The following is a 25,164-nucleotide window of genomic DNA, read 5'->3' as shown; positions in this document are numbered from 1 at the left end:
TTTTTTTTGATTGCCATGGATGAATTGGTGGATATATTGGATTCTGAAGGGAATTTTACCGGCAAAACTGCCATGAAATCAATGGCGCATAAACAAGGATTGTTCCATCCAACTGTGCATGTTTGGTTTTATACCAAAAACGCAAAAATTCTTTTACAACTAAGGGGAAAGGATAAAGACACCCACCCCCTACTATGGGATGTCTCTGTAGCGGGGCATATGGGCGCTGGTGAAGACAGTGAAACCACCGCTATTCGTGAAGTCTCTGAAGAGATAGGATTGGAAATCAACAAAGGGGATTTAGATAAAATTGGGGTTTTCAAATCGGTTCAACGGCATAATGATACGTTGATCGATTGTGAATTTCATCACGCCTATTTGTGTGAATTGAAAGTTCCTTTGTCCCGACTTAAAAAACAGAACAGCGAGGTTGAGGATTTAAAACTAATCCCCTTGATTCAATTTTCAGAGGAAACATGGGGTTTGGCCAACCTAAAGAACTATGTACCCCATGGTCTGGAATACTATAAAAGTGTAATCAAGGCGATTAAAATTAGGTTATAGTGTTTTTATGAAATCCTGGATTTGGGCCAATCCATAACTCTTCTGCTCTCCACTGGCCATATCCTTGACCACAAAGGTCTTATGGTTCATTTCGTTTTCACCGATCAATATCACATATGGGATATTACGATTATTGGCATATTTCATCTGTTTTTGCATTTTGGCCTTACTGGGATAAACGTCGGCTTTTACGCCTTTGTATCTTAGTAGGGTCACTAACTTCAAAGCGGCCATGGACTCTTTTTCCCCAAAGTTGATACAAAGCACATCCAAAGTCTTATCCAACGTTTCAGGAAACAGCCCCAATTCTTCCAAGACCAAATAAATACGATCCAACCCAAAGGAAATGCCCACACCACTAACATCCTTCAATCCAAAAATACCAGTGAGATCATCATACCTTCCCCCACCACCTATAGAGCCCATATCAACCCCTTCAGGGGCAGCTACCTCTAAGATGGCCCCGGTATAATAGTTGAGGCCCCTGGCCAAGGTGACGTCAATTTCAAGTTTTGCGGATTGAAGTCCTAAATCGTCTATGGTATTGATAATAAATCTAAGTTCCTCAACACCTTTACTCCCTTCTCCGGAATCTGAAAGTAAATTGTCCAGGGTATTCAATTGCTCTGCATTAGTGCCTGAGAGTTCAAATAAAGGCCTTGCCTTTGCAATCGCTTGTTCGGACATCCCTTTGGCCAACATCTCCTTTTTAACCCCTTCTACCCCTATCTTATCCAATTTGTCCAAGGCAACCGTAAAGTTCACTAAATTGTTTTGGGCACCAATGATTTCTGCGATACCTGCAAGAATCTTCCGATTGTTCAATTTAATGGTAACCCCTTCGAGCTTTAAATCGGCAAACACAGCATCGTACAATTGGATCAGCTCTACTTCTTGTAATAGGGAATTTGCCCCGACCACATCGGCATCGCATTGATAAAATTCCCTGAAACGGCCTTTTTGAGGTCTATCTGCACGCCACACTGGCTGTATTTGATAGCGTTTAAAAGGAAACTCTATCTCATTTTGGTGCATTACCACATAACGGGCAAAAGGAACCGTTAAGTCATATCGCAGGGCTTTTTCGGATATTTTTGATGTTAGTGCGCTTGAATTTTTGGAACCATATGTCGCATCATCAACCTTAGACATAAAATCCCCTGAATTTAATATCTTAAAAATCAAGCGATCCCCTTCGTCCCCGTATTTACCCATTAAGGTTTCCGAATTTTCAAAAGCCGGGGTTTCAATAGGCTGAAATCCAAAAGTCCTGAAGTGCTTCTTTACAATCTCAAAAATATAGTCCCGTTTTGCGATTTCGGTGGGAGAAAAATCCCGTGTTCCTTTAGGTATACTTGGTTTTTTAGCCATTTCGTAGAATTCTTGCACAAATATATGGTTTTGTAAATTCCTGCCTTATCAGGATTTACATTAATGTCCCTCGATTACACTATCGAACCATTCATATAAATTCCCTTTGGTGATTACGGCTCCCTGCTTTATCAAATTGAACTTATCCAAGTTCCTGTCCTCACTATAGGCTTTAGATGCGGTAAGATATTCCACAAAATCGGATTGCCAGTTTTTCTTGAACCAACTAAAACCCACTTGATTGGTTAAGTCTATCTCTGGATTCAGTACCTTGACGGAAATCAATTTCATTTCCTTTTCGGTCAACTTAAACAAATGCATTTGCTGGGCCGAAACATTCTCAAGATAGGATACCTTGGTAAGCACCCCTTCCCAGATCAAATCACTAAAAACATCCAACTCTTCTTCGGCAACTTTCGGTTTTTCAACCTTTAATTTAGCCCACTCCTCGGCCGTTATCGTTTGTGTCGCCAAAAAATTTATAAATTCCTGATGCAGCTCTTCCAATTGCTGCTTGGTTAATCTCGTATACTTCATTTTGCAAAAATAGAAAGCCCTGACAATTAAGTCAGGGCATTTCCAATAATTTTCTGTGTGACTTAAAATATGTATCTAACACCAAACTGACCTTGCCACCTAGACAATAGACTTGCATCATATCCAAAAGTATCTGTTAGTTCAGGATTGAAGGAATAGGTAGGTATATTCGTATTGGGATCGACTGAAACGCTTAACGGATTAAGGTTATTAGGTTGCTGTATAACCCCCCAATCGGAATTCAGCAAGTTACCAAAATTCAAAATATCAAAACTTAACTGAATGGTATGGGTCTTGTCTCCAGACACTTTAAAATTATAGTCCTGAAGAATTTTAATATCCCATCTCCCCCTCCATGGTGCCAAGGCTCCATAACGTTCTGCATATTCCCCCCTATGATCGCTTAAATAATCATCTTGCTGCACATAAGCTTCAAAAGCTTCTGCTTGGCCAGCCCCGCTGAATTGCATTTGTTGAACTTCTGAAGAAGTAGGAACGTAAAGCAAATCATTGTTCTGGAAAGAACTATCATTATTTATATTCCCAGCATAGGTGTAATTGAACCTACCCCCTTGTGCATATTCAAAGAAAGTAGATATAGTGGTGGCCCATTTATTATCCGTGCCATATTGAAACTGTTTCGAGCCAACCCCGATAAAACGATGCGTATCCCCATATTTGGAGTAGCCCAACACATCGGCATTGGCATCCCCTAAATTAGGGTTAAAATCGAAGGCATCACCAGTAATTTCCGCTTCAATAGAGTTGACGTCCTTGGCATTCAAATAACTATAGGCCAACATAGTATAAATACCGTTATCAAATGTTTTTTGACCTTTTAAGGACAGGTTCCAAATACGGCCTTTATCGGAATTTGTAAACACATATGCGCTTGTCGCCCCCCCGAAGGCATTGGTGGAGACATCGCTTGAAAGATACACTGGTCTGTTGTCACCAGGGGCATTCAAAGTGCCTGAAGGATCTCGATATGCCCAGTTTTGAACATGTGAGGCGTTCAAATCTTTCGTGTATGATACATCTGCAGTTAAAACAAGTCCGTTTTCCAATGCTTTGTCAACACCAAGATTGGTCCTCCAGACCTGAGGCCATTTGAAATCAGGATCTACTGCCTGATAGAAGAAGAAATCTACGCCCTGTACTTGGTTGCCTAACCATACAAAAGGCAATCTTCCAGTAAAAACTCCAGAACCACCACGTAATTGCAGGGTATTATCGCCTTTTACATCCCAATTAAATCCTATTCTAGGGGATATCATCCAATCGTTACTAGGCAGCTGTTCCGAATCAATAGTGGTGTTCTCTCCTGTATTTGGATTAAAATATACGTTGTCCGGTTGGTACGTACCTTTACGTTCTATATTCTCCCTAATTTTCTCCTTGGTATCAAAGTATAACGGTTTGTCAAAACGCACTCCATAGGTTAACTTGAAATTGTCCATGGCACTCCACTCGTCCTGTAGATAAAAAGACAATTGACCGACATTGGTCTCAGCTTGGGACCAAGCACCTGGAGTTCCATCTTCAAACTGATTATTGTTGGCAAAAGTTGCTTCTGCGCCCTGAATCATTCCATCTATCATACCTCCCGGCTGTGCAAATGAGAGAAACTCAGCGACCGATGAAAAATTTCTGTCATCATTGAAATCATTAGGGGTGCCATTTACGTCAAATCCAAAAGTTCCCCCATAATAGCCAAGGTTGAATGAATTGTCGAACTGGAATTTTTCAAAGGCAAAACCTACCGTGTACGTATGATTGCCCTTAAATATATTCATATTGTTTGTCAACTGAAATACCTTTTGATCTAATCTATTATGTATTGAAAATGGTTCATGACCCGCAATAATATAATTCGACCCTGCCCCATCTTGTATGATTATACTGGGTGCCGGGGTTGAAAGTGGGTTTCTAAAATCATCAAAGTGCGTATATCCTACCTGTAATTTGTTGGTCACTTCGTCAGAAAGTGTTGAATTCAGCTCTACCTGGATAGAATTCAACTTATTGTTGATTTCATATCCCGAGTTTTGAAACTGTAAAGTTGAAAAACTAGGTCCTCTAACTCCTATCGCAGTAGGATGCGCTGGCTTTTCCTTAGAAGCATTTAAAAAATTATAGATAATAGCCAATCTATTTTTATCATTGATATTCCAATCGAGCTTAAAAATACCCTTGGTAGATTCAGAACCATAGGTAAAGCCTTCGTAGGCACCGGTATCATAACCCAGCGTACCTAAGGCAGACTGTACAGCGAGTAGGTCGCTTTCCAATACCCTAGTTTCATTAATGGCCCCTGAACCCGTATTGGGTATCCATCCATTTGAACCAAGATCATCGCGTTCATCTTTCTCAAAGTTTGCAAAGAAGAACAACTTATCTTTAATTATGGGACCTCCGATACTAACCCCGTATTGGTTTTGTTTCAAATCGGGTTTTACTACGTTTTCCCCACGGATTTTACCCCCGGTCAAATTTTCATTTCGGGTAAACCCATAAACCGTACCATGAAATTCATTCGTACCGCTTTTGGTAACAGCATTTACAGTAGCTCCTGTAAATCCCGATTGGGTTACATCATATGGGGCCGTGGAAATTTGAATCTGATCAATGGCATCCAAAGATATCGGCTGTGCATCTGTTTGCCCACCAGGCGTAGGTGCGTCCAATCCAAATGGGTTATTAAATATTGCCCCATCCAATGAGAAGTTGTTGAACTGATCATTGCGGCCACCGAAAGAGTTACCGCTAGCAGTAGGTTCCAATCTTGTAAAATCCTGAGCCGATCTTGAGATAGTCGGTAAACGTGTTAATTCCCGTCGACCAACACTTGTTTCAGAGCCGGTCCTATCATCACCGAATGTTCCACCACGATCTGAAACAACCACCACCTCATCAAGCGCTTGGCTATCAGTAACCATCTTGGCATCGAGATCAAAGGTTTTTCCCAAGGTCAAAAACACATCGTTATATTCCTGGGTTTTAAACCCTATATAAGAAATTGAAACGGCATAAGGACCACCTACCCGTAGGTTTAAAAGATTGAACCTACCATCTTCATTGGTAATAGCTCCATAGGTCGTACCTGTAGGGGTATGAACGGCAACAATATTTGCCCCTAACAAAGGAATGTCCTGATCATCGAGAACTTTTCCACTAATATTAGAGGTAGTGACCTGAGCTATTGTTGAAATGGAGACTAGCAATAGCATAATGCTTAGTTGAAGTTTTTTATTCATAATTTGGTTTTGAGTTAATCGATTAAAAATAGGAAAAAAAAAAGCTATGCATAGCATAGCTCTTTAAAACTCTCAAATTTTTTTCCTGTTATTTATTCTCTGCAACAACTTCAAATGGGAAGTCAACAACCACATCTCTATGAAGTCTAATTTGCGCATTGTAAGGTCCAAGTCTTTTCACGGCACCACCTTGGATACTGATAAATTTTTTATCAATCTCATGCCCCTCTTTTTCAATGGCTGCCGCCAAATCCACAGTAGTTACCGATCCAAAAAGTTTATCTCCTGCACCAGCCTTCGCCTTGATTTTAAGTTCAAGTCCTTTTAAAGCTTCTGCGATCTTATTGGCAGCGTCAATGACTTTCTTTTCTTTATGGGCTCTTTGTCTTAAGTTTTCTGCCAATACTTTTTTTGCAGATGGGGTAGCCAATGCGGCCAAACCTTGGGGTATTAGAAAATTTCTACCATACCCGTTCTTAACACTTACCAAATCGTCTTTAAAACCTAAGTTTTGTACGTCTTCCTTTAATATAAGTTCCATGGTTCGTTTCTTTTATTTTAATAAATCACCAACATAGGGCATTAGTGCCAGATGACGGGCCCTTTTTACTGCCTGTGCAACTTTTCTTTGATATTTTAAAGAAGTACCTGTTAATCTTCGTGGCAACAATTTACCTTGCTCATTAACCAATTTCATTAAAAAATCGGGATCTTTATAGTCAATGTATTTAATACCTGACTTTTTGAAACGACAATACTTCTTTTTGGTGTTGGTTTCAATATTCAATGGGGTCAAATATCTGATTTCCCCATCTTTTTTTCCTTTTGCCTGTTGTTCTATAGATGCCATAGTACTTACGCTTTAGATTTTAATCTTGTTCTTCTTTTCTCAGCCCATTCAATGGCGTGCTTGTCCAACTTAACAGTCAAAAAGCGCATTACTCGCTCATCTCTTCTGAATTCCTGCTCATAAGGTGTTATAACCTCTCCAGGTGCGGTGAATTCGAATAGGTGGTAAAAACCACTTTTTTTGTTTTGAATTGGGTAGGCCAATTTCTTAAGCCCCCAATTTTCTTTTGATACCATCTTGGCATCATTCTTAATTAAGAAATCCTCGAATTTCTTAACTGTTTCCTCTATCTGAACATCTGATAGAACGGGATTTAAAATGAAAACAGTTTCGTAATTGTTCATAAATAATTTGTTTTTAAGGAGCGCAAAAATAAGAATATTTACGAGTAATCACAAGAAAACGAAAAAATCTTCGTTATAGATAGGATAATGATAAAAATCGAACTTAACCAAATCTTAACATATGATCATTGCAAATTACACAGTTTTTAATACATTGTTTACAACTTTTATTGCAGTTCAGCGTGTAATTTCGGTAATTTGTCGATGATTTAACCCCACAAATCAACCCATTTATGAAATTAAGAAGTATTATTGTCGATGATTCATCAATGCAACGGATGGCAGTTGCGAAGTTGGTGAACAATCACCCAAACCTAGCAATGGTTGCGGAATACAGCAACGCTATCGAAGCGAAAAACGGTATTAAGAACCATGAAATCGATTTGATTTTTTTGGATGTCGAGATGCCCATCATCAATGGATTTGACCTACTCGAATCCCTTGAAAACAGCCCGCAGGTAATTTTGATTACCGGAAAGCCTGATTATGCGCTTAAAGCATTCGACTACGACGTCACCGATTATTTGCACAAACCTATTACCATGGCCCGTTTTGATGCATCTGTCAAAAGAGCTGTAGCCAAATATGAGCAAATGAACAGGGTCCTTGAAGACGAAGAGCACATCTTTGTAAAAAGTAACCTAAAGAAAAGAAAAGTTATCCTCAACGATATAAAGTGGATTGAAGCTCTTGGTGACTATATCAAGTTGGTGACCGATGAGGCCAACATTGTTATTTTATCAACAATGAAATCTTTTGAAAAGCAATTGCCGGAAGATAAATTTCTCAGGATCCACAAGTCCTACATTGTAAACCTGGAAAAAGTTGAAAAATTCAATAGTAAGAATGTTGAAGTAAGCGGAAGGTCGATTCCTTTAAGTAGAAACAAGAAGACCGAACTGGCCGAAGCATTAAGTAACGTTTAAGTTCGTACGTAAAGCAATTTCTAAATGTGGTCTACATTGTAGATTACCCGTACACTTCTGAACTGTGAAATAGCATTAAAGGAATTTTCGATTCTTTTAATGCTATTTTTTGTTTTCCCCAAAGGCTGACCCAAAGGAATCTTAATGATTACATTTTTCAGGTATTGATTACGGATACGGGCCACGGGGGGATATTCCGGGCCTAAGATACCGGCCTTGAAAACATTCATTAGAGATTTAGCAAACCACTCTGCCGCATCATTCAACCTGTTGAAATTTTTATGCTTAAAAGTTATTTTGATTATTCGATTTATAGGTGGGTATAAGAATTGTTCCCTTTCGTACAACTGTTCTTTATACATACCCTCATAATCATTGGTAGAAACCTGTTTTAAAATCTGATGGTAGGGGTTATAACTTTGAATGATTACCTTTCCCCTTTTTTGAGTACGCCCTGCCCTACCCCCTACCTGGGTCAATAACTGAAAGCTACGTTCATGTGCCCTATAATCAGGAAAATTCAAAAGGGAATCGGCATTCATTATGCCCACTAAACCCACATTTCTAAAATCCAATCCCTTAGTCAACATTTGTGTTCCTACCAGAATGTCCAATTCTTGTTGCTCAAAGGCGGTGATAATCTTTTCATAACCATATTTGCCCCTGGTCGTGTCTAAGTCCATTCGCCCAATATTGGACTTAGGGAACAAGCTTTTTAACTCTTGCTCTACCTGTTCAGTACCAAAACCCTTGGTGTCCAAAGTAGGGCTGCCACAGGCTTCACAACTTTCTGGAAGTGCAATATGATGTCCACAATAATGGCAACGCAATTGTTTTTTAAACTGATGATAGGTTAGACTTACATCGCAATTGGGACATTGGGGCGAATGACCACAGGTGGTACATTCAAGAATTGGTGCATACCCCCTACGATTTTGAAAAAGGATTACCTGTTCCCCATCGTTCAACGTTTGGGTAATTTCAGCCAATAAGCGTTCTGAGAAATGACCTTTCATTCTCCTTTTTCGGGTTTGTTCCTTTAAATCGACCAACTCTATCTCAGGCATTAAAACATCGCCGAATCGCCTATCGATACTTGTATAGCCATATTTTCCGGTCAAGGCATTATAGTAGCTTTCTATACTTGGAGTGGCCGAACCCAAAATGATATTCGATTGGTGTAAAGTGGCCAATACGATTGCGGCATCCCTAGCATGGTATCTCGGCGCTGGGTCGAACTGTTTAAATGAACCCTCATGCTCTTCATCGACGATGATCAGCCCCAAATTGGAATATGGCAGAAATAATGCGGAACGTGCACCAAGTACTATTTGTGCTTTTGCTTTTTTAACCAACACATTGTTCCATACTTCAACCCTTTCATGTATGCTATATTTGGAATGATATACCGAAACTTTTTCTCCAAAATAATCCTGTAATCTTGTAATTAGTTGTGTGGTCAAGGCTATTTCAGGCAATAAATACAAGGCCTGCTTTCCGGCATTGATACAATCTTCGATCAATTTCACATATACTTCCGTCTTACCTGAGGAAGTAACCCCATGAAGCAACGTAACTTTTTTATTGTCAAAACTTTCATGAATTTCTTGCAAGGCTTTTTGCTGATGTTCATTAAGGGTTTTTAAGTCGAAATCATCGGTCGTACCGCCATAATTGACCCTATCGGTCTGTATGTGGTACTCCTCAAGTATACCCTTATCTATCAAGGTCTTGATAACGGCTTTTGAACTTCCACTGGCCCGTTCCAAATCGGTGACTTTTATGGGTTTTTTATCCGTAGCTTGTAATTGAAACAGTGATAAGACTACCTGGCTCTGTTTTGGGGCCCTTGTCAAGGAATTTAATAACTCTTCCAACCTGTCTTCGGACTTATATGCGGAACCCAGTTTTACATATCGAACCAATTTGGGCTTGTACTGCTCATAGATCTCATCTTTTAGAATAATGATATTCTTCTCCAATAACCGATTCAAGATGGGTAAAATATTTTTCGTATCTACTATCGCCCGCACTTCATCTACCCTCAACATTGATTGATGTTGCAGGGCCTCATAAACCAAAAATTCATCATCCTTAAGGGCGCCTTCGTCGACCACTCCCCTCTGGTTCCTTAAGATCAAGGTTTCACTCTCCAATAAAAAAGCGCTCGGCATGGCACTTCTGAATACCTCACCTATGGTGCACATATAGTAATCGGCAATCCAACGCCAATGCTTTAATTGCAGCTGATTTACGATAGGATGTTCATCCAATATTTTATGGATTTCCTTCGCCTCATATACCTCAGGTGGAGTTATATGTGTTTCATAGACCAGGGCCGTATAAATTTTTGATTTGCCAAAAGGGACGGCTACGCGCATTCCAGCCTCCAAAACCTGAAATTCGGATTCTGAAATACTATAGGTGAAGAGTTTTTCGAGGGGAATCGGTAATATTACATTGATGAAATGTTGCATACACTTCGTCTTCTATCCTTCAACACGCAACCAAGTTTGCGTTCTATAAATAAATGTCAAATAGCCGCGGACCTTTAGCTCATCTTTATTATCCGGATTCAACCATATTTTACAGCGAAACGTCATAGCCTGTTGTGGATCAAAAAGTTTCTTGCCTTTCCATTCCCCATCATCATGTTCTTTTGCGGCATCTATTATGGTCATTCCTAAAATAGGTTGATCTTTCATATCCCCATCACATTTAGAACATACAGCATCCGTTTTTCCTTCTTCAAGAATTTCAACGACATGGCCATACATTAAACCGTCTTTCTTGTAAATATCTATAATGGCTTTAGGCTTGCCAGTGCGATCATCAATGGTTTTCCATTTACCGAATACACTTTGGGATTGTGAGGTAAGGGTGAACATAAAAAACATTCCCAATACTATAAGTCTACTTGTTTTCGTCATCTTGATTGTTAATGTTTTTTCGTAATGAATAAAGTGAAGCATTAAGCTCGAACCCGAGTAGCAATATATTGGAATTTAACCAAATGAACACCATTAGTATCAATAAACCTCCCAAAGCCCCATATAATTCGTTATACCGTGCGAATTTCTCAACATATACCCCAAAAAGATATGAAGTCAATACGAATAGTATGGTAGTCATCAAGGCTCCTATCGAAAAGAATTTTACCTGTTTACCCTCCGCCGTACCAAAATAATACAAAATGGCTGTTGTAAAATAGGATAGTAATACAAAAAATAAAATCTTACCAATCTGGGCACCGACAATATCATTTTCGGATAGGTCATAGCCCCTGGTTTTTGCGGCCCATTCACTCAAATAATCCAAAATATAGAATTCAAAATATACAAAGGCGGCAGCTCCCAGGATCAAAAGAATCGAAAGTATTAACCCAACCATTAATGCATAGGCATATTGCCGAATAAAATTTCGAGTTAATTCAACATGATAGGAATTCTCGAATCCCCCGAAAATGGCATTTACACCATTGGCCATCAAGAAAATTGAGATGAAAAATGCGGAAGACAACAATCCACCACTCTGCTGGTCTTTAATTTGTTGATAGATCTCCCCAAAATATTCACTGGTGGCCGATGGAAGAAATGACTCTAGGAACAATAAGAATTGGGCATCGAAATTTTCATTTCCGACACTGGCATATGGTATTAGAAAAGGTACAAGGGTCACTAAAAATATCAATAGGGGAAATAGGGCCATAAAAAGACTAAAGGCAATTGAGCTTGCCCTAGAAGACAAGGCACCCCGTACAATCCCCATCATATACATTTCGGTTAGGTCATAAAGGGAAAGGCCTTCAAAGGCCGGTAATTTTACCTTTTTCAAAAGGCCAACCAACCAATTTATTATAGGAATCTTATCAAGCTTAGCCTCAATTTCTGTTGACATTTATACGGCTTTAAGGCTAAGGTCCATGTTATGCACCGAATGTGTTAAAGCTCCCGAGGATATATAGTCAACTCCACAATCGGCATAACTTCGGATTGTTTCTTCATTGATTCCACCAGAGGACTCCGTTTGGCACTTTTCTCCGATTAAATCTACCGCTATCCTAGTATCCTCATAATTGAAGTTATCGATTAAAATGCGATGAACCCCATTGCATTTTAGAATTTCGTTGATTTCCTGCAAATTTCTAGCTTCCACAATGATTTTCAAATCCATTTGGGTTTCTTTGAGATAGTGTTGTGTTTTATTGATAGCGTTGGTTATGCCTCCTGCAAAATCGATATGGTTATCTTTGAGCATGATCATATCATAAAGTGCGAATCTATGGTTTTCGCCTCCTCCTATTTTTACTGCCCATTTTTCCAAAGCCCTAATTCCAGGAGTGGTCTTTCGAGTATCCAAGATCTTTGTTTTTGTGCCTTCCAATAAGCGCACATAGGAGTTCGTTTTGGTTGCAATAGCACTCATTCGCTGCATGGCATTCAGCACCAATCGTTCAGCCTTTAAGATACTTTGGGAACTTCCCGAAACATAAAAAGCAATATCACCGTATTTCACCGGGGAACCATCATCAATCAGGGTTTCTACCTGCATTTTACTATCGATATGGGCGAACACTTGTTTGGCAAAATCAATCCCAGCAATAATTCCTTCGTCCTTTACCAAAAGTTTAGCTTTCCCTTCAGCTGTTGCCGGTATACAAGCCAAGGAACTATGATCCCCGTCACCTACATCCTCACGAATGGCATTGGCAATAATCAGATCTATCTCATTTTGAAATTGTGCTTCTGAAATCATTTACAAAATTGGTTTGCGCTAATTTACTAAAAACAATACCCATTATGAATATCCTATAACTTGAAAGTTTTAAATTTGACACATGACGATAAAACTGATGGCTATAGGAAAAACAGATAGTGCTTCACTACAACACCTTATCGCCGATTATGAGAAAAGGCTATGTCATTATGTCAAGTTTGAACTTGAAATTATTCCTGACATCAAAAATGTAAAAAACCTTTCTGAAATAGAGCAGAAAGAAAAAGAGGGCGAATCGATCTTAAAAAAACTGAACAATACGGATATTTTGGTTCTTTTGGATGAAAATGGTAAGCAATACGACTCCGTGGAATTCTCAATGTATCTACAAAAAAAGATGAATTCGGGCCTAAAACAACTGGTTTTTGTCATTGGAGGTCCTTATGGCTTTAGCCAAGCAGTGTATGCAAAGGCACAAGGAAGATTAAGTCTTTCGAAGATGACCTTTTCCCACCAAATGGTACGCTTGTTCGTTGTGGAACAACTTTACAGGGCATTTACCATTTTAAGGAATGAACCTTATCATCATAGATGACCTATTTCATTTAAAGAAATTGGTGCCATATACTGTTGAACAAATATATAGACCACAACGAATCTATTTAATAAAGTACCCTAAACTTAATGGTGTTATCTATTAGGCGTAATGCCTTGACCACATCCTTATTGTATTCTTTGTCCACATCGGTTATCACATAACCCAGTTCAGAATCGGTAGAAAGATATTGCCCAATGATATTCAATTCATAATTGGCCAACACTTTATTGATTTTGGCCATAATACCAGGTACATTTTTGTGGATATGTAAAAACCGGTGTGCATTAGTTTGTTTCGGCAATCTGATATTTGGGAAATTAACGGCATCCACCGTATTGCCAGAATTGATATAATCCATAATCTTGTTAGGTACAAAATCCGCAATATTGCGTTGGGCCTCTTCAGTGCTACCCCCAATATGAGGAGTAAGGATCACATTCGAAAGTCCTTGTAGATCTGTATGGAACTCCCCATTGGCCCTTGGCTCTTCAGGATATACATCTATAGCGGCCCCACCAAGCTTACCACTCTTCAGCGCTTCGGAGAGGGCGTCGATATCTACTACAAAACCCCGCGAAAGATTGATCAACATCGCCCCTTTCTTCATTTGCTTTATCTCACGCTCACCAATAAAATTCCTATTGGCCTTATTGTCATCGATGTGTAAAGTGACTACATCGGACACATTCAACAAATCTTCCAAGGTTTCACATCGTATGGCATTCCCGATGGCTAGTTTATCCTCTATATCGTAGTAATACACGCGCATACCAATGGCTTCTGCCAAAACCGATAATTGTTTCCCTATATTCCCATAGCCCACAATACCTATATTCTTACCCCTCACTTCCCTAGAATTGGCAGCTGTTTTATTCCAACGTCCTTCATGGAGCTCTGTACTCAACGGAAAGATATTCCGCATAAGCATAATAATCTCACCTATGGCCAATTCGACTACCGAGCGTGTATTGCTATATGGTGCATTGAAAACCACTACCCCTTTTGTCTTGCAGTAGTCCAAATCGATCTGGGTAGTGCCTATACAGAAGGCCCCAACGACCAATAGCTTATTGGCAGCATCCAACACTTTTTGGGTTACCTGTGTTTTAGACCGTATTCCTAAAACATGAACGCCTTTTATCTTTTCAATCAATTCTTGTTCAGATAAGCTGGTTTTTACCAGTTCTACTGAAAAACCATCTTCCGAAAGATTATCGAAAGCTGCAGGGTGAACATTCTCCAGCAAAAGGATCTTGATCCTATTCTTAGGATACGAAATATTACGCGGCAAGTCATTTACGAAAAGAAATTCATCCAAGTTAGGCGCTACATGGTCGGCTTTGTCAGTCGCCTTTTCCCGATGAACGTTTTCTGTGTATGCAAAGAACTTATGGGCGATGCCCGCTTCACGCATTACATAGTCACTATATCCATCACCGATGACCTGAACCTCTCCTTCAAGGTTCATCTGCTCAAGACATTCTATCTTTCCATTATGTTGGGACAAAGGGTTCTTTTCATCAAAACCAACGATATATCCTTCCGCATCGAACTCAAAAGTATTGGCATACACCCTTTCAGAAGGAATGTTGTATTCATGAACAATGGGGTCTATGAATTCCTTGAATCCACATGAAATCACATAAATATCTTCTGAGAATTTTTCGAAGAATTCTTTGTTAGACTCTATTGATTTGGATATTTTTTGACGAAGTTCCTGCACCAATCCTTCCAAATCATTCTTATGGGCTTTTAAAAGTTTAATGCGACGTTCCAAAGATTCGGTAAAAGAGATGTCGCCATCAATTCCCAGATTCGTGATTTTCTGGATTTCATTGATCACCTCTTCCTTATTCGATTTTCCGTGCAAGGTCATTTCAGCCAATACATCCAAAGCCTCAACCCTTGTCAAGGTACTATCAAAATCAAAAACATACTTTCTGCCCACTTGGTTCATCTTTTAAGAATAAGGGCATAAAAATAATTATAAATAACATCCGATACTTATTTTGGGCCTAAAACTGCCTTAGATATGAGCAATCGTCGGTATAATTACGGAAATGATTTTTTGAAGTACTATAAATTGAAGATTTCACATTAGAGTAACCTGCACTGATACACTGATAGATGTACCCTTAACTCTAAGAAGAAATTGAAAACCAAAAGGTAGATGTGCCCTATAACTCCATAGACTTTATCAGTTTGGAAATGGTTTAAGCAATTAGGGTTTGGAGATGATTTGCTTTATGAAATCCACTTCCCTTTGCGAATAAGGGGTGCCGTCTTGTCGTAGAATATCATGATGCCAGATTTTGGGCTCTGCTGTAAAGGTGGAATCCCAGCTTATCCAGGGGTAAATTGTATTGCTCTTACCTGAAACAAAGCCCCAGTTGATGGCAGCAATTTTAGCCTCTTTAAGAATGGGCATCATAGTTTCAAACGTGTTGCCTCCTCCCCTGGCCACGTATTCCGTGCACAAAAGAGGTCTGTCATATTTTTTAAGTTCTTCAATTTTACGTCGTACATCAGCCGTATTGCCATCATAGGCATGAAAAGAAATTACATCAGAATTCTCCACCATGAATTTATCGACTGCCGGCAGACTGTCCGGCGTGCCCCAATGGTCAATATTCCCACGCCAAATACCCGTGGTCAATGGTTGTGACGGGTTTATTTCCCTTGCCCATCGCATAACCTTTTGCAACAATAAAAAAGAGTATTTCTGCTTGTCTATTACTTCTAGCTCTCTTCGTCCTGGTTGCCCTGCCACATTATCCGGTTCATTATACACATCCCAAATAAGCACACGATCATCATTTGCAAAATGACCTGTGACCCCTTTGATATATCCCTTCAATTCTTTATGTCTAGTTGTATCACCCAAAATCGCGGCTCCGGGCGCTTGTACCCATCCTGAATTATGTACATGTGGAACTGGCTCTGGCTGTTTACCCAATTTTGGAACAGGGTGCCAAACATCGTCCAATAATACAAACATTGTTTTTATTCCATGTTTATCCGCCAAAGATAGGTACTCGTTCAAACGATTTAAAAATCCTATGGAATCTTGTTGCCAAAGTAAATTATGAAGATAAACGCGATGTAGGTTCATGCCCAAATCCGCTGACCATCCTAGCTCCTTATCTATGGTTTCAGGATCAAAAGTGTCTTCTTGCCAAAATTCCAGCTGGTTGATAGATGTACTGGGATTAAAATTGGTCCCTACCAACCAAGGTTGCTTATCATACCATTCCCAGGCCTTTTCCTTGGACCACCGCGCTGCAACTTGCGATTTGGATAAAATGTCCTTTTCTTCCTTACATGCACCTAGTGACAAAATCAGTGAAAAAGCTAGTAACGTTCTTATCATATTCGTTTGTTGATCATTAGCTATTGGTATAAATGATTCCGGTAATCATGGCAATTCCGAAACTAAGTAGGGTACCGATCAAAATATATTCGGTAAGTTTTCTATTGTTGCTCTCCTTAAGATCATTGAATCGGAATACAGACTTTGCCGTAATCAATAACCCTATAGCTTCCCACCTACCTAAAATTATAAAAAGCAGCACAAAAAGGCGTTCAATTATGCCAATATACTTGCCGGCATTCGGCAAAGACTTATGATCTAATTCTATCTTATTGGACATTCCTTCCAACAGTTTACCCATGATTATCGCCGAAGGAAAGCTGACAAAAACAATAGCCGTGACTAAGTGCCAATCGATCAGGGCCATTAAGAACATTGTTTGTCCTATTAAATTCCCATAGTAAGCACAAGCATATAAAACGATGATGTGCAGCAGTTGATCTATGAAAAATGGAATCGCCTTATTTCTGAATAAGGAATTCGAGTATAATTTCCCAAGGTCTATAAAGTAATGTGAAATAGCGATGATCAGGGCCAATTTCCAATAATCAAAATCCCACAAGAGTACCATGGTTACAACAAAATGCAGCAAAATGTGCAAGTATAGATATTTGGATGCTATTTTGTTTGCTTCTTTATGGATTACCCAACGGTTGGGTTGCAATAAAAAATCCCCAATAAGATGGGCCAATAAAAGTTTAATGAAGAGCATTATTCGCGGATTGTTTTAATAGTAGTTTCGTAATATGCCAAAACTTCCTGAACCAAATCCAATCGGGCTCTTTTAGTCCTTTGGCTCACCGCCGATTGTTTGATATTCAATTGTTCGGCCAAGTTTTGCTGTGATTTATTCGGATTACGCAAGGACAGGTACACTATTTCGGCAGAAACCGGACTCCAGTCATCCATAAAATCAGAGGCAAGTTTTAGCACTAGGTTCATGGTATTGTTGTATTCTTCGTCTGCCGTTGTCAGCATTAAATTTACCTTTTTTTCCTTTAATGCGGTTAGGGTCATTCCAGAACGTTGGTAGGCCGAGCCATTCGACTCACTTACACCGGTACCGATAAACGATTCGTCACCTATGCCTATGCCCATACGAATATCGAGTCCCTTCATAGTTTTTATCAGGGCTTTTAACTGTATCGCCACGAACAATGCTTCACTTACCGCAATGCGCACTTGAATTTCGTCCCCCCTGTATATCTCCCATGTCCCTGGGGTATCACCCCATTGTGCCAAACATGATTTGAGTTTGGGCATCCATTCCGTAGGTTCATGCCCTCTCGAATTGATGATGTCTCCCGTAATGATCGCTATCATTTGTATAATTTAAAAAGGTAATTTTTATCATTAATAAGCTAATATACTAATATTATTGTTTATAAGCTAATTAAGTAATAAATATTACCCTAGGAATTCAAAACCATCGCCTCACTTGGGTACAATAGTGTCGGTAAGCCTTGCCGTAAATATCGGATAATATCTTTTCCTCAGGTATAATCTGAAACTTGTTCAAATACGCAACGAAACCCGCCGCTAACAGGGTGTTGAACGCATTGCCCAACCACAACCCCCAAGCCAATAAAACCATTAAAAGGGCCAAATACATGGGGTTTCTCGAGAATCTGTACAAGCCGTTTGTAACCAAATCAGAGGCTTTAGAAGGAGTTCTTGGATCAATCGAAGTTCTTGCGATATAAAACTGGATCAACGAAATAAGTCCCACCAATGCGCCCATTCCCAACAAAAACAAAATCAGTACCTCCCTGCCAAAAAACTCAAAATCGCCAAAAGGTAATACCAGCGACAATACATACATCAGTATTGAAAAAATAACAAAAACAAGTACTGGTGGTAATTTTAACTTCATGAACCATTAATATAGTGGTGAATAAAATTACTATTTTTGGACCGGTTTATCATAATCCCAGATTTTTCCTTTTAAATCAAATCCATATTCTTTGCTACTAATCCTATTTAAAGCGTGGATACGTAAGGTTTTCCTAAAAAATATGAAGTAAACATTTGCTGTAATGAAATTGGTTTTCGCCACACATAATCAAAATAAGGTAAAAGAGGTACAGGACATACTACCGGAAAATATCTCACTTTTATCCCTAACGGATATCGGGTGTACCCAAGAGATACCGGAAACCGGTAAAACACTGGAGGAAAATGCCATACTAAAAGCAGACTATGTGACTAAAAACTATGGTTTCCCTTGTTTTGCCGATGATACGGGCTTATTGGTAACTAAATTGGACGGAGCTCCTGGGGTTTATTCCGCCCGCTACGCAGGTGTGAAAGCTAATGCCGATGACAATATGGGAAAACTACTTCAGGCATTAATTGCTAAAAAGGACCGTTCTGCAAGATTCGAAACGGTAATAGCCTTAAACATAAATAACGAACAACACTTATTTAAAGGTAAGGTAGAGGGTGAAATCATCCATGAAAAAAGAGGAAATAAAGGTTTCGGTTACGATCCTATTTTTAAACCACTAGGTTATACTAAAACATTTGCCGAATTACCTTTGGAAGTAAAGAACAAAATAAGTCATCGGGGTAAGGCGATTCAACAATTAATCAAATATTTAAATAGCTTGGTGCATGATACACGACAGTAAAAAAGGAGATACCGTACAAGTTTCGGTCGCTTCAGAAAATGCGGAGGCCATCGGAGGTGTTCTAATTGCTTTTTTTGCCGCACTCATGGCCATTGCCCAGATGGTAAATGGGGAGTTGGAAGAAGAAATGATGATAGCCCATAACAAGGTCGTCAATTATTCCAGTTGGTACCAATCCAAAAGCATTAAAGAAAGCTTAATGGAGAGTGAATTGGACTATCTTGAAGCTTTAATGGATGCAGGGGTTGTTTCCCACGAAAACCATGACGCAATTACCTCGAAAATAAAGGAAACCAAGGCCGATATTAAAAAATATGGCGATGAGAAAACCGAAATTTTGCTTGGATCATCCAATATACCAAAAGAAGAATGGGCCCAAGACTTGGATGGCCAAATGGGTACGATAATCGGTGTAAAAGAATGGGAAATCTTGGCCAACGAATATGATATTGCTACGCATAAATTCGATATTGGTATGTTGTTCTTTCAAATCAGCATCGTTCTTGGGGCAATCTGTATTATCATCTATGACAATCCTAAATTACAGAAAGGCTTCATAGTTCTCATGGTGGTCTGCGGTATTATTGGCCTTGCCATGTCTATTTACGGCTATTCCTTGGCACCGTAATTTAAACTATTCACATATAAATAAATAACCGTATCTTTGCGCCCTGAATAATTGCCGCCGGTATGGCAGGTGTTGCGCTGAGTCTAATGGGTTATAAACGATAATCGCTCTATACAACACACATATTTGCGATTAAGTAAAACACATTATGACAAAATTTAAAGCATTGGGACTGCAGCAGTCCCTATTGGATGCTGTTGCCGATTTGGGATTTGAAACCCCTTCGGAAGTACAGGAAAAAGCAATCCCCATTTTATTGGAAGATGAGACCGATTTGGTCGCTCTTGCACAAACCGGAACAGGTAAAACAGCCGCTTTTGGCTTTCCCCTCATCCAAAAGATAGATCGTGAAAGTAGAACTACCCAGGGGCTGATCCTTTCCCCCACCCGTGAACTCTGTTTGCAAATCACCAATGAACTTAAATTGTATGCCAAATACGAAAAGAGTATCAATGTCGTTGCAATTTATGGGGGTGCCAGTATTACAGAACAGGCGAAACAGGTAAAAAGAGGAGCGCAGATTGTAGTTGCTACCCCAGGGAGAATGAAAGATATGATAGGTCGACGACTTGTCGATATCTCCAAAATTGACTATTGTATATTGGATGAGGCAGACGAGATGTTGAATATGGGCTTTTTTGAGGACATACAGGATATTCTTTCGAATACACCAAAAGAAAAGTCCACTTGGTTATTTTCGGCCACCATGCCCAAAGAAGTATCGGTAATTGCCAAAAAATTTATGCATAACCCCCATGAGATTACCGTGGGAACCAAAAATGCAGGTACGTCTTCCGTACAACACGAATATTATGTTGTGGGAGGCAGAGATCGGTATCCGGCGCTAAAAAGATTGGCAGATACGAATCCTGATATATTTTCCGTAGTTTTCTGTAGAACAAAACGCGATACCCAAAGGGTAGCAGAAAAGTTGATAGAGGATGGTTATAATGCTGGGGCATTACATGGAGATCTAAGTCAAAACCAAAGGGATTTGGTTATGAACTCCTTTCGTAAAAAACAGATTCAAATGTTGGTTGCCACCGATGTAGCGGCCCGTGGTATCGATGTGGACGATATTACTCACGTCATAAACTATCAATTACCCGACGAGATTGAAACCTATACCCACCGTAGTGGCCGAACTGGTCGTGCGGGCAAATCGGGTATATCCATGGTCATTATCACCCGAAGTGAATCACGTAAGATCAAGGCCATTGAAAACAAGATAAAGCAAACCTTCATTCAAAAAACCATCCCAACGGGAATGGAAATCTGTGAAATACAGCTTTATCATTTAGCAAATAAAATAAAGGATACTGAAATAAACGAAGAGGTTGAAAATTATTTGCCGGCCATCAACGATGTATTCCAAGGTATTGATCGTGAAGAATTAATAAAGAAAATCATTTCTGTAGAATTTACACGTTTCTTCAATTATTATAACAAAACCCGTGATTTAAATACCGCTGTTTCCTCCTCTGATAGGGGTGAACGACGGGGCGAACGGGGAGGTGAGATACCAAACAGTGGCTCGGTACGTTACTTTATAAATGTTGGTGAAAAGGATGGGTATGATTGGATGTCCTTAAAAGATTTCATACGGGATACAGTTGATTTAGAAAAGGACGATGTTTTTAAAGTAGATGTCAAGGATAGTTTTTCATTCTTTAATACAGATGCAGAGGTTACTGAAAAAATCCTTTCGACTTTTACAGAATTCAAGGTCGATGGCAGGTTTGTAAATGTAGAGGTTTCCAAAAGTCCCGGCGGTGGAGGCGGTCGCGGAGGAAGGGACAAAAAAAGAAGCGGAGGAAGAGATCGAAGCCGCACCGGTGGTAAAGGCCGGGATCGCAATTCTTCGGGAAAAAGGAGGGATAAAAAATCATCTGGTGGCAGTCCAAGTTTTTCAGGAAAAAGAAGGAGTAAACGTAAAAGTGATTTCTTTTAGTTAATTGTATATTAAAAAGACGTCTCCTCTTAATATTTGTTTTGATTAGTACCCAATTATTCGGATTTTAGACCCATGATAAAATATATTACCCTTGCCTTACTTTTTGTAGGTTTTATGGGGTTTTCCCAAGATAATGATGCAGAGGCCCAACCTTTTAGTGCAATCGTGGTAAACGCACAGACAGATAGGCCTTTGGAAAGTGTGCATGTCATTAATTTAAACAAAGTGTATGGTACGATTACCAATGCTAACGGGGAATTTTCCATAACTGCTTCTGTTAACGATACCTTATACTTCTCCTATCTCGGTTTTAAATCTCAGAAAATCAGGGTCACCAATGATATGTTCAAGTTCGCAGACACTAAAATTGCACTGACTGAATTAGCCTATGCTTTAGAAGAAGTCATTGTACGTCCTTACCAGCTTACCGGCTATCTTGAAATTGATGTTAAAAACATGCCTATCAATAACGCCTATCAGTATAGCATCTCAGGACTTAATGTGGGTTATGAAGCGGGTAAAAAGAATCCAAGTGCTGTAACCAAGGTTTTAGGCGCCATATTGAATCCTGCCGATTTATTGCGAAACCTATTTGGGAAAAAACCCAATCAGATGCGTAAATTAAGGCAGGTCAAGGAAGATGATGCCATACGTGACCTTTTAGCTTCTAAATTTGACAGGGAGACCTTAACCGAATTACTTCAAATTGAGAAGGTCGATATTGAGGATATCCTAAATAATTGTAGTTATTCCAAATCTTTTATAACCACGGCGAACGATTTACAGATCCTAGATGCCATCAGTAGTTGTTATGAAGAGTTCAAGGTGCTAAATAGAAAGAAATAAATTTTCTATTTACCACTTCATTTTATAGCTTTAGCCAAAATAGACAACTATGCATCGACTGTTAGTATTGGTTTTGGTCCTGGCTTTTCTCAACTCTTGTAAATTGGAGCGAAAAGAAGCGATAATACAACCCGAAATCGCGGCCATTGAGAGTGAACCAGAAATCAAGGAAACTATTCCCTTCGTATGGGAAGGTGCGAATATCTATTTTGTACTTACCGACCGTTTTTATAATGGAAACAAAGACAATGATGTAAATTTTGAAAGAACGAATGAAACTGGTCCCCTTAGAGGTTTTATGGGCGGTGATTTGGAAGGGATAACACAGAAAATCGAAGAGGGTTACTTTACCGACCTTGGCATTAATGCGATTTGGTTTACCCCCGTAGTAGAACAAATTCACGGTGATACGGATGAATCTACAGGAAATACCTATGGCTATCACGGCTACTGGACGAAGGACTGGACAACTCTGGATCCCAACTTTGGAACGAAGAAAGAGCTCGAAAGATTAGTAAAAACTGCGCATAAAAAGGGTATTCGAATTTTGATGGATGTCGTACTGAACCATACCGGCCCTAGCACGGCCGAAGACCCGTTATGGCCCGAAGAATGGGTCAGAACCGGACCTATCTGTGAATTTACCACGTACGAAAATACCACGGCTTGCACTTTGGTCAAAAACCTACCGGACATACACACCGAGTCAAACAAAACTGTTGAATTGCCAGACGCCCTTTTGGCCAAATGGAAGGACGAAGGTCGATTAAGTACAGAACTCGATGAGCTACAATTGTTTTTTGATCGAACCGGTTATCCAAGGGCACCACGCTTTTATATTATAAAATGGTTAACCGATTATGTGAATGATCTTGGTATTGATGGTTTTAGGGTAGATACCGTAAAGCACGTGAATGAAAATGCATGGTCAGAGCTCTATAAAGAGGCTTCGGCAGCCTTCGAAGCCTGGAAGAAGAAACACCCTAATGACGTACTCGACGACAATTCCTTTTATATGGTTGGTGAAGCATATGGTTACAATATCTCTAGTGGTCGGCAATTTGATTTTGGTGATAAAAAGGTGGATTATTTTGACCATGGGTTTAAAAGCTTGATCAATTTTGAATTGAAAAATGATGCTGATAATGATTACGAAACCATCTTCAAAAAATACAGTTCGATCTTGCACACCAAGCTCAACGGTAAAAGTGTTCTGAACTATCTAACATCGCATGATGACAGCTCCCCTTACGACCAGGACCGTAAGAAACCCATTAGGGCTGCAAATGTGCTTTTACTTACCCCTGGGGCATCCCAAGTTTATTATGGGGATGAATCGTCTAGGGATTTGACCATAGAGGGCACCAATGGCGATGCTACTTTAAGGTCATTTATGAACTGGGAAGACTTAGATAGCTTGCCAAATACAATGAATACATTATTGCATTGGCAAAAATTGGGTAAATTCAGAAGAAACCATCCTGCCATCGGCGCAGGCAAACACAAAAGGCTTGCCAAAAAACCCTATGTCTTCAGTAGAACCTATACCAGTGATGATTTTAAGGACAAAGTTGTAGTAGGGTTAGACCTGCCTAAAGGTAAAAAATCGCTTTGGGTGAAAGGTTTCTTTGGCGATGGCACTAAACTTTATGATACCTATTCTGATACCTTTATCGAAGTACAGAACGGTAAGGCCAATTTTGAAAGTGAATATGATATCGCTCTTTTGGAATTGGTACAATAGTTAGTGTCGTTCATGACTGATTTTCAAGGTTAAGACGGTATACTTTTAATCAACGAGTCATTCGTACTTAAAAGCAAATCCCGAAAAATCAATATTCTAGGTATTGATGATTTAGTTTGGGGTCAATCAGATTTTATGATGGCTTGCGAAAATATCGATAGATCATTGACCTCACTCCTCCTAAACCATTGTCCGGCCTATCGAACTTCTATAGACGAAATAAGTACTTCCATGAAACTAAAGCCGATTATTTTGTCAGGGCATACCCACGGAGGGCAGGTGACTTTTTTTGGAATTCCTTTGATGACCCCCTATGGAAGTGGAAAATATGTTAAGGGTTGGTATTGCAATGATATATCCCAAATGTATGTTTCAAAAGGAATAGGCACCACAATTCTCCCTATTAGATTTGGTGCTCGAGCCGAAGTTGCAATTTTTAATGTGTGAGGTTACTTCAAGGAATGCAGTGCGATCCTGTTACCCTCAGTATCCTTCACCAAGGCCATAAAACCATGACCGCCACCGATTTCGGTTTTCGGCCGTAGTATTTCGCCTTCAGCAGCACTGACCCGGCCTAGTTCAATTGCAAGGTCTGGACAAGTAAAGTATATTAGTGGTCCATCTGTAGCACTCGGGGTATACATTTCATGTTGAACCAATGATCCAGCAGCCCCTTTTTTATCACCCCTGTTAGGAAACCAACCCATTTGCAACCCTCCTAAATCATGAACACTGATCTTAATGTTGAAGACTTTTTCATAAAATGCCTTGGCACGTTCCATATTGGTAACGGGAATCTCAAACCATCCTACCATATTAAAATCCATAT

Annotated in this window: 25 protein-coding genes; 9 read left to right on the top strand and 16 right to left on the bottom strand. The window is 39.6% G+C overall.

Annotation, left to right across the window (positions count from 1 at the left end):
• The first annotated feature begins 15 nt into the window (after window positions 1-15).
• Window positions 16-564, top strand: a complete 549-nt coding sequence (locus HPE63_RS00335; protein WP_188313120.1) for an NUDIX hydrolase — start codon at window positions 16-18, stop codon at window positions 562-564.
• Here HPE63_RS00335 and hisS read toward each other — a convergent pair.
• The 6 genes from hisS to rpsF all read right to left on the bottom strand — a co-directional run bounded on the left by hisS (window position 559) and on the right by rpsF (window position 6,923).
• Window positions 559-1,935 (bottom strand): histidine--tRNA ligase, encoded by a 1,377-nt coding sequence (gene hisS, locus HPE63_RS00330; RefSeq protein ID WP_188313119.1) that lies wholly within the window; start codon window positions 1,933-1,935, stop codon window positions 559-561. The genes HPE63_RS00335 and hisS overlap by 6 nt on opposite strands.
• A gap of 60 nt (window positions 1,936-1,995) precedes the next feature.
• Window positions 1,996-2,472: a DUF6495 family protein gene (locus HPE63_RS00325; protein ID WP_188312241.1), complete on the bottom strand. Its 477-nt coding sequence runs from the start codon at window positions 2,470-2,472 to the stop codon at window positions 1,996-1,998.
• Window positions 2,473-2,534: 62 nt separating this feature from the next.
• The gene (locus tag HPE63_RS00320) at window positions 2,535-5,729 is read right to left on the bottom strand and encodes a TonB-dependent receptor (RefSeq protein WP_188312240.1); all 3,195 of its coding nucleotides are present in this window, start codon (window positions 5,727-5,729) and stop codon (window positions 2,535-2,537) included.
• A gap of 88 nt (window positions 5,730-5,817) precedes the next feature.
• Window positions 5,818-6,270, bottom strand: coding sequence for a 50S ribosomal protein L9 (gene rplI / locus HPE63_RS00315; protein WP_188312239.1), 453 nt, complete (start codon window positions 6,268-6,270; stop codon window positions 5,818-5,820).
• A gap of 12 nt (window positions 6,271-6,282) precedes the next feature.
• Window positions 6,283-6,579, bottom strand: coding sequence for a 30S ribosomal protein S18 (gene rpsR / locus HPE63_RS00310; RefSeq protein ID WP_188312238.1), 297 nt, complete (start codon window positions 6,577-6,579; stop codon window positions 6,283-6,285).
• 5 nt (window positions 6,580-6,584) lie between these two features.
• Window positions 6,585-6,923, bottom strand: a complete 339-nt coding sequence (rpsF, locus tag HPE63_RS00305) for a 30S ribosomal protein S6 (protein WP_188312237.1) — start codon at window positions 6,921-6,923, stop codon at window positions 6,585-6,587.
• A 233-nt stretch (window positions 6,924-7,156) separates the two neighbouring features.
• On the opposite strand from rpsF, the gene HPE63_RS00300 reads away from it, so the two are divergent.
• Window positions 7,157-7,849 (top strand): LytR/AlgR family response regulator transcription factor, encoded by a 693-nt coding sequence (locus HPE63_RS00300; protein ID WP_188312236.1) that lies wholly within the window; start codon window positions 7,157-7,159, stop codon window positions 7,847-7,849.
• Window positions 7,850-7,869: 20 nt separating this feature from the next.
• Here HPE63_RS00300 and priA read toward each other — a convergent pair whose 3' ends face one another.
• From priA to nadC, 4 genes are read right to left on the bottom strand one after another with little or no spacing between them, the layout of a single operon-like run.
• The gene (gene priA / locus HPE63_RS00295; protein ID WP_188312235.1) at window positions 7,870-10,326 is read right to left on the bottom strand and encodes a replication restart helicase PriA; all 2,457 of its coding nucleotides are present in this window, start codon (window positions 10,324-10,326) and stop codon (window positions 7,870-7,872) included.
• A gap of 12 nt (window positions 10,327-10,338) precedes the next feature.
• Entirely contained in the window at window positions 10,339-10,779 is a 441-nt protein-coding gene (locus HPE63_RS00290; RefSeq protein WP_188312234.1) for a DUF2147 domain-containing protein, read from the bottom strand.
• Complete coding sequence (locus HPE63_RS00285; RefSeq protein WP_188312233.1) at window positions 10,763-11,746, bottom strand: YihY/virulence factor BrkB family protein; 984 nt, start codon at window positions 11,744-11,746, stop codon at window positions 10,763-10,765. Before HPE63_RS00285 ends, HPE63_RS00290 begins: the two co-directional genes overlap by 17 nt.
• Complete coding sequence (gene nadC / locus HPE63_RS00280) at window positions 11,747-12,604, bottom strand: carboxylating nicotinate-nucleotide diphosphorylase (protein ID WP_188312232.1); 858 nt, start codon at window positions 12,602-12,604, stop codon at window positions 11,747-11,749.
• Window positions 12,605-12,686: 82 nt separating this feature from the next.
• Here nadC and rlmH point away from each other — a divergent pair, with 82 nt between their 5' ends.
• The gene (rlmH, locus tag HPE63_RS00275; RefSeq protein ID WP_188312231.1) at window positions 12,687-13,160 is read left to right on the top strand and encodes a 23S rRNA (pseudouridine(1915)-N(3))-methyltransferase RlmH; all 474 of its coding nucleotides are present in this window, start codon (window positions 12,687-12,689) and stop codon (window positions 13,158-13,160) included.
• A gap of 67 nt (window positions 13,161-13,227) precedes the next feature.
• On the opposite strand, the gene serA is transcribed toward rlmH, so the two are convergent.
• From serA to HPE63_RS00250, 5 genes are all read right to left on the bottom strand, one after another.
• Window positions 13,228-15,120: a phosphoglycerate dehydrogenase gene (gene serA / locus HPE63_RS00270; protein ID WP_188312230.1), complete on the bottom strand. Its 1,893-nt coding sequence runs from the start codon at window positions 15,118-15,120 to the stop codon at window positions 13,228-13,230.
• 264 nt (window positions 15,121-15,384) lie between these two features.
• On the bottom strand, window positions 15,385-16,533 hold the full coding sequence (locus HPE63_RS00265; RefSeq protein ID WP_188312229.1) for a cellulase family glycosylhydrolase: 1,149 nt from the start codon (window positions 16,531-16,533) through the stop codon (window positions 15,385-15,387).
• A 16-nt stretch (window positions 16,534-16,549) separates the two neighbouring features.
• On the bottom strand, window positions 16,550-17,245 hold the full coding sequence (locus HPE63_RS00260) for a DUF3307 domain-containing protein (protein WP_223198000.1): 696 nt from the start codon (window positions 17,243-17,245) through the stop codon (window positions 16,550-16,552).
• Window positions 17,245-17,856 carry a SatD family protein gene (locus HPE63_RS00255; protein WP_188312228.1) on the bottom strand — a complete coding sequence of 204 codons (612 nt, stop codon included), beginning with the start codon at window positions 17,854-17,856 and terminating at the stop codon, window positions 17,245-17,247. The genes HPE63_RS00260 and HPE63_RS00255 overlap by 1 nt, the downstream gene beginning before the upstream one ends.
• Window positions 17,857-17,953: 97 nt before the next feature.
• Window positions 17,954-18,406, bottom strand: coding sequence for a methyltransferase family protein (locus HPE63_RS00250; RefSeq protein WP_188312227.1), 453 nt, complete (start codon window positions 18,404-18,406; stop codon window positions 17,954-17,956).
• 163 nt (window positions 18,407-18,569) lie between these two features.
• On the opposite strand from HPE63_RS00250, the gene HPE63_RS00245 reads away from it, so the two are divergent.
• The 6 genes from HPE63_RS00245 to HPE63_RS00220 all read left to right on the top strand — a co-directional run bounded on the left by HPE63_RS00245 (window position 18,570) and on the right by HPE63_RS00220 (window position 24,782).
• On the top strand, window positions 18,570-19,163 hold the full coding sequence (locus tag HPE63_RS00245) for a non-canonical purine NTP diphosphatase (RefSeq protein ID WP_188312226.1): 594 nt from the start codon (window positions 18,570-18,572) through the stop codon (window positions 19,161-19,163).
• Window positions 19,147-19,791, top strand: coding sequence for a DUF4337 domain-containing protein (locus tag HPE63_RS00240; RefSeq protein ID WP_188312225.1), 645 nt, complete (start codon window positions 19,147-19,149; stop codon window positions 19,789-19,791). The genes HPE63_RS00245 and HPE63_RS00240 overlap by 17 nt, the downstream gene beginning before the upstream one ends.
• A 148-nt stretch (window positions 19,792-19,939) precedes the next feature.
• Window positions 19,940-21,742: a DEAD/DEAH box helicase gene (locus tag HPE63_RS00235; RefSeq protein WP_188312224.1), complete on the top strand. Its 1,803-nt coding sequence runs from the start codon at window positions 19,940-19,942 to the stop codon at window positions 21,740-21,742.
• Window positions 21,743-21,817: 75 nt separating this feature from the next.
• Window positions 21,818-22,591, top strand: a complete 774-nt coding sequence (locus HPE63_RS00230; RefSeq protein ID WP_188312223.1) for a carboxypeptidase-like regulatory domain-containing protein — start codon at window positions 21,818-21,820, stop codon at window positions 22,589-22,591.
• A gap of 49 nt (window positions 22,592-22,640) precedes the next feature.
• Window positions 22,641-24,335 carry an alpha-amylase family glycosyl hydrolase gene (locus tag HPE63_RS00225; protein WP_188312222.1) on the top strand — a complete coding sequence of 565 codons (1,695 nt, stop codon included), beginning with the start codon at window positions 22,641-22,643 and terminating at the stop codon, window positions 24,333-24,335.
• A 135-nt stretch (window positions 24,336-24,470) separates the two neighbouring features.
• Window positions 24,471-24,782: a metallophosphoesterase family protein gene (locus HPE63_RS00220; RefSeq protein ID WP_188312221.1), complete on the top strand. Its 312-nt coding sequence runs from the start codon at window positions 24,471-24,473 to the stop codon at window positions 24,780-24,782.
• A 2-nt stretch (window positions 24,783-24,784) separates the two neighbouring features.
• On the opposite strand, the gene HPE63_RS00215 is transcribed toward HPE63_RS00220, so the two are convergent.
• The gene (locus HPE63_RS00215; RefSeq protein ID WP_188312220.1) at window positions 24,785-25,162 is read right to left on the bottom strand and encodes a VOC family protein; all 378 of its coding nucleotides are present in this window, start codon (window positions 25,160-25,162) and stop codon (window positions 24,785-24,787) included.
• Between the last annotated feature and the right edge of the window lie 2 nt (window positions 25,163-25,164).

This window comes from Maribacter arenosus (assembly GCF_014610845.1).
Lineage (GTDB): Bacteria > Bacteroidota > Bacteroidia > Flavobacteriales > Flavobacteriaceae > Maribacter_A > Maribacter_A arenosus.
This window is presented reverse-complemented; position numbering and strand designations above follow the sequence as displayed.

What these genes read in the sequence shown, in the direction of transcription:
- HPE63_RS00335 (WP_188313120.1), top strand. Translation starts at nt 16, where the DNA reads ATGGATGAATTGGTGGATATATTGGATTCTGAAGGGAATTTTACCGGC.
- hisS (WP_188313119.1), bottom strand. Translation starts at nt 1,935, where the DNA reads ATGGCTAAAAAACCAAGTATACCTAAAGGAACACGGGATTTTTCTCCC.
- HPE63_RS00325 (WP_188312241.1), bottom strand. Translation starts at nt 2,472, where the DNA reads ATGAAGTATACGAGATTAACCAAGCAGCAATTGGAAGAGCTGCATCAG.
- HPE63_RS00320 (WP_188312240.1), bottom strand. Translation starts at nt 5,729, where the DNA reads ATGAATAAAAAACTTCAACTAAGCATTATGCTATTGCTAGTCTCCATT.
- rplI (WP_188312239.1), bottom strand. Translation starts at nt 6,270, where the DNA reads ATGGAACTTATATTAAAGGAAGACGTACAAAACTTAGGTTTTAAAGAC.
- rpsR (WP_188312238.1), bottom strand. Translation starts at nt 6,579, where the DNA reads ATGGCATCTATAGAACAACAGGCAAAAGGAAAAAAAGATGGGGAAATC.
- rpsF (WP_188312237.1), bottom strand. Translation starts at nt 6,923, where the DNA reads ATGAACAATTACGAAACTGTTTTCATTTTAAATCCCGTTCTATCAGAT.
- HPE63_RS00300 (WP_188312236.1), top strand. Translation starts at nt 7,157, where the DNA reads ATGAAATTAAGAAGTATTATTGTCGATGATTCATCAATGCAACGGATG.
- priA (WP_188312235.1), bottom strand. Translation starts at nt 10,326, where the DNA reads ATGCAACATTTCATCAATGTAATATTACCGATTCCCCTCGAAAAACTC.
- HPE63_RS00290 (WP_188312234.1), bottom strand. Translation starts at nt 10,779, where the DNA reads ATGACGAAAACAAGTAGACTTATAGTATTGGGAATGTTTTTTATGTTC.
- HPE63_RS00285 (WP_188312233.1), bottom strand. Translation starts at nt 11,746, where the DNA reads ATGTCAACAGAAATTGAGGCTAAGCTTGATAAGATTCCTATAATAAAT.
- nadC (WP_188312232.1), bottom strand. Translation starts at nt 12,604, where the DNA reads ATGATTTCAGAAGCACAATTTCAAAATGAGATAGATCTGATTATTGCC.
- rlmH (WP_188312231.1), top strand. Translation starts at nt 12,687, where the DNA reads ATGACGATAAAACTGATGGCTATAGGAAAAACAGATAGTGCTTCACTA.
- serA (WP_188312230.1), bottom strand. Translation starts at nt 15,120, where the DNA reads ATGAACCAAGTGGGCAGAAAGTATGTTTTTGATTTTGATAGTACCTTG.
- HPE63_RS00265 (WP_188312229.1), bottom strand. Translation starts at nt 16,533, where the DNA reads ATGATAAGAACGTTACTAGCTTTTTCACTGATTTTGTCACTAGGTGCA.
- HPE63_RS00260 (WP_223198000.1), bottom strand. Translation starts at nt 17,245, where the DNA reads ATGCTCTTCATTAAACTTTTATTGGCCCATCTTATTGGGGATTTTTTA.
- HPE63_RS00255 (WP_188312228.1), bottom strand. Translation starts at nt 17,856, where the DNA reads ATGATAGCGATCATTACGGGAGACATCATCAATTCGAGAGGGCATGAA.
- HPE63_RS00250 (WP_188312227.1), bottom strand. Translation starts at nt 18,406, where the DNA reads ATGAAGTTAAAATTACCACCAGTACTTGTTTTTGTTATTTTTTCAATA.
- HPE63_RS00245 (WP_188312226.1), top strand. Translation starts at nt 18,570, where the DNA reads ATGAAATTGGTTTTCGCCACACATAATCAAAATAAGGTAAAAGAGGTA.
- HPE63_RS00240 (WP_188312225.1), top strand. Translation starts at nt 19,147, where the DNA reads ATGATACACGACAGTAAAAAAGGAGATACCGTACAAGTTTCGGTCGCT.
- HPE63_RS00235 (WP_188312224.1), top strand. Translation starts at nt 19,940, where the DNA reads ATGACAAAATTTAAAGCATTGGGACTGCAGCAGTCCCTATTGGATGCT.
- HPE63_RS00230 (WP_188312223.1), top strand. Translation starts at nt 21,818, where the DNA reads ATGATAAAATATATTACCCTTGCCTTACTTTTTGTAGGTTTTATGGGG.
- HPE63_RS00225 (WP_188312222.1), top strand. Translation starts at nt 22,641, where the DNA reads ATGCATCGACTGTTAGTATTGGTTTTGGTCCTGGCTTTTCTCAACTCT.
- HPE63_RS00220 (WP_188312221.1), top strand. Translation starts at nt 24,471, where the DNA reads ATGATGGCTTGCGAAAATATCGATAGATCATTGACCTCACTCCTCCTA.
- HPE63_RS00215 (WP_188312220.1), bottom strand. Translation starts at nt 25,162, where the DNA reads ATGGATTTTAATATGGTAGGATGGTTTGAGATTCCCGTTACCAATATG.